Genomic DNA, 452 nt, shown 5'->3' on the forward strand with positions numbered 1-452 from the left:
ATATAGCAATCCTAAATAGGTTGTGGCAAAATCCCATACATAAAAATTTTGGGGAAATCAAAAATTTGACCCTGAGCGAAAAACTCGAATAGCCACTTAATTACTTTAAAAGATGGGCATAAATGATAAAATTTTCTCACGAAATTTTTGGTTTGTAACCAAATATCTTCTACAGGATTTTGTTCAGGTGCATTGGGGGCAAAATTTAGACAAGTAATCCGCCATTCTTCTTCCGATAAATTTTGATTAACTTCAGTTAAATAATCTCTAAACTTTTGAGAACAATGATAAGTGGCATTATCCCAGACTATAGCTAACCTTTTCCCCGGATTTTGCTGCTGTAAATACTGGATAAAGTCTACGGTATTTTCTGTATTTCCCGCCGCATAACCTTTGATAATAAATTCTTTCGTTTGGTAATCTAAAGCTCCATAATAAGTTTGCCTTTCTTT

General features: G+C 33.4%; 1 protein-coding gene. It reads right to left on the minus strand.

Annotation, left to right across the window (positions count from 1 at the left end):
• Positions 1–11: 11 nt before the first annotated feature.
• On the minus strand, positions 12–452 hold a 441-nt coding region (locus tag PL9214_RS29735), incomplete at its 5' end, for a transposase (protein ID WP_139295232.1).

Source organism: Planktothrix tepida PCC 9214, assembly GCF_900009145.1.
In the GTDB taxonomy this organism is placed as follows: Bacteria; Cyanobacteriota; Cyanobacteriia; order Cyanobacteriales; family Microcoleaceae; genus Planktothrix; species Planktothrix tepida.